This is a genomic window from Gemmatimonas sp., from assembly GCF_044345575.1.
Classification (GTDB): domain Bacteria; phylum Gemmatimonadota; class Gemmatimonadetes; order Gemmatimonadales; family Gemmatimonadaceae; genus Gemmatimonas.
The window spans coordinates 1-3,084 of record NZ_JBIJAW010000376.1; the positions used below are offsets into that span (position 1 = coordinate 1).

A 3,084-nucleotide genomic window follows, 5' to 3' on the forward strand; every position below is an offset into this window, starting at 1 on the left:
GTGGTTCCTCGATGTCGTCTCGTGTTTCACCAACGGCATCTTCATCGCCGTACAGGCGATGATGTGGTACGCCGCCAGGGGCGGGAAGACCGACCAGGCGACCATGGCGATCATGCTTGCCTCGGTACTCGTGACCCCCGTGCTCTTTCTTTTTCTGCAGCGCGTGACCAATCAGGTGGACGCCGCAAAACGCACCTGGGAAAGCCGGCGCAATCCGCTCGACCGCTGAGGCGCTGCGCGCAACGCCCCCGCTCGGCGCTCAGTGGTCCACGAGGTCGCAATACTGGAAACGATCGTCGCGCAGCACGCGCTCACCGATCGTGACCGCAATTGCCCGGGTGAAGATGGGCCCGGCGGTAACGCACGTGTGAAACTCGCCGCGTTCGCCGCACGGGTCCACCGAGAGCGGCAGGGCATCGAGCAGGGTATGGTCGTACACTCGGCCGGCGAAGGCCCCGTCGAGCTGCTGCGTATCGACGCACGACAGCGTGGCCACGTAGCCACGGTCGACGAAGTAGCGCGCCAGTGGCGCCGTGGCCTCTCCCCAGAGCGGGTACATCCCGGTCCAGCCGTGCCGCCCGATCAACGCCTCGCGATAGGCCCGCACGTCCTCGAGGAACAGATCACCGAACGCCATGCACCGCGTATCCGGATAGGCCTCCACCAGCGTCTGCAGCCCGTTGGCGAAGGCCAGCTCGTACTCGTCGTTGGTGACCGTCGCGCCCAGAAGTACCTCGTGCAACGGTAGGCCGAGGGCGTCGGCCTGTGCCCGCAGAATGGAACGCCGGACCCCATGAATGCTGATGCGATCGTACACCGACGACACCGTGGTGACGAGCGCCCGCACCACCACACGGGGATCAGCGAGCAGCCGCTCGAGCATGAGCGTGCTGTCCTTGCCGCCACTCCACGACACCACGACCGGTTGCACGGGTGCCAGGGCGCTCATGCAGCGACACCGGCAAGCGCCCGATTCCCAGAACCAAGGGGAATGCGGGTGGCGCCGAACGCCAGCCCTACCCCTACCACACCGAAGCCGACAGCCGACGGCGCGCGTGTGGCCCAGCGGGCGCGTACGAAGTTTCCTGAAGCGGTCATCACGAAAAGTTACTGCTCCCGCACGCCACCGTAGGGGATTCCCTCATTCAGTGTCACCGGCAGCGCCCGACACTCTTCCCGAGATGCCCGACGTCGGGCGTGCTGTGCCCGGCCCTTTTCTGCCACACTCATGACCGAAGTCCTGCGCGTTACCCCCACGGGCCTTGCCCGACCGTTTGGCGAAGAGGAGATCATCGTCTCCAAAACGGATCTTCGCGGTCACATCACCTATGCCAACGACATCTTCCTTCGTGTCTCGATGTTCGAGGAGCACGAATTGCTCGGCAAACCCCACGCCGTGATCCGGCACCCCGACATGCCGCGGGCCGTCTTCAAGCTGCTCTGGGACGAGGTGCAGGCCGGTCGCGAAATCTTCGCGTACGTGAACAACATGGCGCGCAACGGCGATCACTACTGGGTCCTCGCGCACGTCACGCCGTCGTTCGATACCCAGGGGCGCATCGTGGGCTATCACTCCAATCGGCGGTGCCCGAAGCCGGCGGCCCTCGCCCGCATCGAACCGCTCTACGACGCGCTTCGCGCCCTCGAACGGCGACATGCCGACCGCCGTGATGGCCTCGTGGCCTCCACCGCGATGCTCGAAGGGGAACTGGCCTCCACCGGGATGACCTACGCCGAATGGGTGTGGACACTATGACGACCAAGACGAAGACCGCACGCCCCCGCGCCATCGCCACCCCGATCATCGTGGCCAGTGAGTACCAGGCGCTCCAGGCGGAACGGGATGCGCTCCGCGGCGAACGGGATGCCCTGCGCGCCGAACTCGACCACGTGCACCGTGACGTCGCCACCATCGTTGCGGTGTGTACGCGCACGGCCCAGGGTGATCTCGAGCCGCGTGTGCTGGGCGTCTCGCGCACCGGACCATTGGGCGAGCTGGCGGTATCGGTGAATTATCTGCTCGACCTCACCGATGCGTTCATCCGCGAAGCACGCGCGTCGTTGCAGCACGCCAGCGACGAGAAGTATTGGCGCCGGGTGCTGGAGCGTGGCCTCCCCGGCAGTTTCCGCGGCGCCGCTCGCCTCATCAACTCCGCGACGGACCAGATGGCGGCCAAGACGGAGCGACTCCGCGACAGTGAGCAGTCACGCCTGCGGCTGGCTGACGAATTCGAGGCGGCCGTGAAGACCGTCGTGGACAGTGTGGCCGCCGCGGCTACGGAGAGTCGCGCCACCGCGGATTCACTGGCCGGCACCGCCGATCACACCACGTCGCACGCCACCATGGTGGCGGCAGCCGCGGAGCAAACGAGCCGCAGCATGGAGACGGTGGCGGCAGCCACCGAGGAAATCTCGGCCACCGTCAGTCAGATCGACGATCTGTCGCGACGCAGCGTGGATGCGGCCAGCGAAGCCGTCATGGCCGCCCAGCATGCCGGCGAGGTGGTCGCCTCGCTCACAGCGGCGTCGGCCCAGATCGCGCGGGTGGTGAAGCTGATCACCGACATTGCGAGTCAGACCCGCCTGCTGGCGTTGAACGCCAATATCGAAGCGGCGCGTGCTGGTGAGGCCGGTCGCGGATTCGCCGTGGTGGCCAGCGAGGTGAAGACCCTCGCCACCCGAACGGGCGAGGCCACCGGGGAAATCGAGCGGCAGGTGAACGACATTCACAAGGCTACCGCCGATGCCGTGGAGGCCATCGAATCCATTTCCGGAGCGATCCAGCGACTGCATGTCTCGGCCGCGTCGGTGAACACCTCCGTGGAGCATCAGCGGGCCGCCACCGAGGATATCGCGCGCAGCATCCACGAGGCCGCCACGGGCACCCGGGAAGTCAGCACGAGCATCATCGATGTCTCGCACTCGGCGGCCGAGACCAGCACCGCCGCGGGGCACCTGTCGCTCGCATCCGGGGAGCTGTCGCACATGGCGGAGCTGCTGCAGACGGAAGTGACCCGCTTCCTGAGTGCCGTGCGCGCCGGATAACGATGGTGGGGTACGCTGTATAGAATTCCCGGGGCCGGT

The 3,084-nt window shown here is 66.5% G+C and carries 5 protein-coding genes; 3 read left to right on the top strand and 2 right to left on the bottom strand.

All coding sequences use genetic code 11. The features are described 5' to 3' along the window. Positions 1 to 229, top strand: a 229-nt coding sequence (locus ACIQ6O_RS15370) for a hypothetical protein (protein WP_396208655.1), incomplete at its 5' end; no start/stop codon positions are given. Between the two features lie 30 nt (positions 230 to 259). Here the strand turns inward: ACIQ6O_RS15370 and ACIQ6O_RS15375 are convergent. Continuing rightward, positions 260 to 949: an ATP-binding protein gene (locus tag ACIQ6O_RS15375; RefSeq protein WP_396208656.1), complete on the bottom strand. Its 690-nt coding sequence runs from the start codon at positions 947 to 949 to the stop codon at positions 260 to 262. Further along, positions 946 to 1,098: a hypothetical protein gene (locus tag ACIQ6O_RS15380; RefSeq protein ID WP_396208657.1), complete on the bottom strand. Its 153-nt coding sequence runs from the start codon at positions 1,096 to 1,098 to the stop codon at positions 946 to 948. Before ACIQ6O_RS15380 ends, ACIQ6O_RS15375 begins: the two co-directional genes overlap by 4 nt. Before the next feature lie 130 nt (positions 1,099 to 1,228). Between ACIQ6O_RS15380 and ACIQ6O_RS15385 the strand changes: the two genes are divergently transcribed. Together ACIQ6O_RS15385 and ACIQ6O_RS15390 are read left to right on the top strand one after the other, a co-directional pair. Continuing rightward, positions 1,229 to 1,756: a PAS domain-containing protein gene (locus ACIQ6O_RS15385; protein ID WP_396208658.1), complete on the top strand. Its 528-nt coding sequence runs from the start codon at positions 1,229 to 1,231 to the stop codon at positions 1,754 to 1,756. Continuing rightward, positions 1,753 to 3,045, top strand: a complete 1,293-nt coding sequence (locus tag ACIQ6O_RS15390) for a methyl-accepting chemotaxis protein (protein WP_396208659.1) — start codon at positions 1,753 to 1,755, stop codon at positions 3,043 to 3,045. Before ACIQ6O_RS15385 ends, ACIQ6O_RS15390 begins: the two co-directional genes overlap by 4 nt. Positions 3,046 to 3,084 lie beyond the last annotated feature (39 nt).

Bases quoted from the DNA above. Each gene is read 5' to 3' on its own strand.
- ACIQ6O_RS15375 (WP_396208656.1), bottom strand. From the start codon at position 949: ATGAGCGCCCTGGCACCCGTGCAACCGGTCGTGGTGTCGTGGAGTGGC.
- ACIQ6O_RS15380 (WP_396208657.1), bottom strand. From the start codon at position 1,098: ATGACCGCTTCAGGAAACTTCGTACGCGCCCGCTGGGCCACACGCGCG.
- ACIQ6O_RS15385 (WP_396208658.1), top strand. From the start codon at position 1,229: ATGACCGAAGTCCTGCGCGTTACCCCCACGGGCCTTGCCCGACCGTTT.
- ACIQ6O_RS15390 (WP_396208659.1), top strand. From the start codon at position 1,753: ATGACGACCAAGACGAAGACCGCACGCCCCCGCGCCATCGCCACCCCG.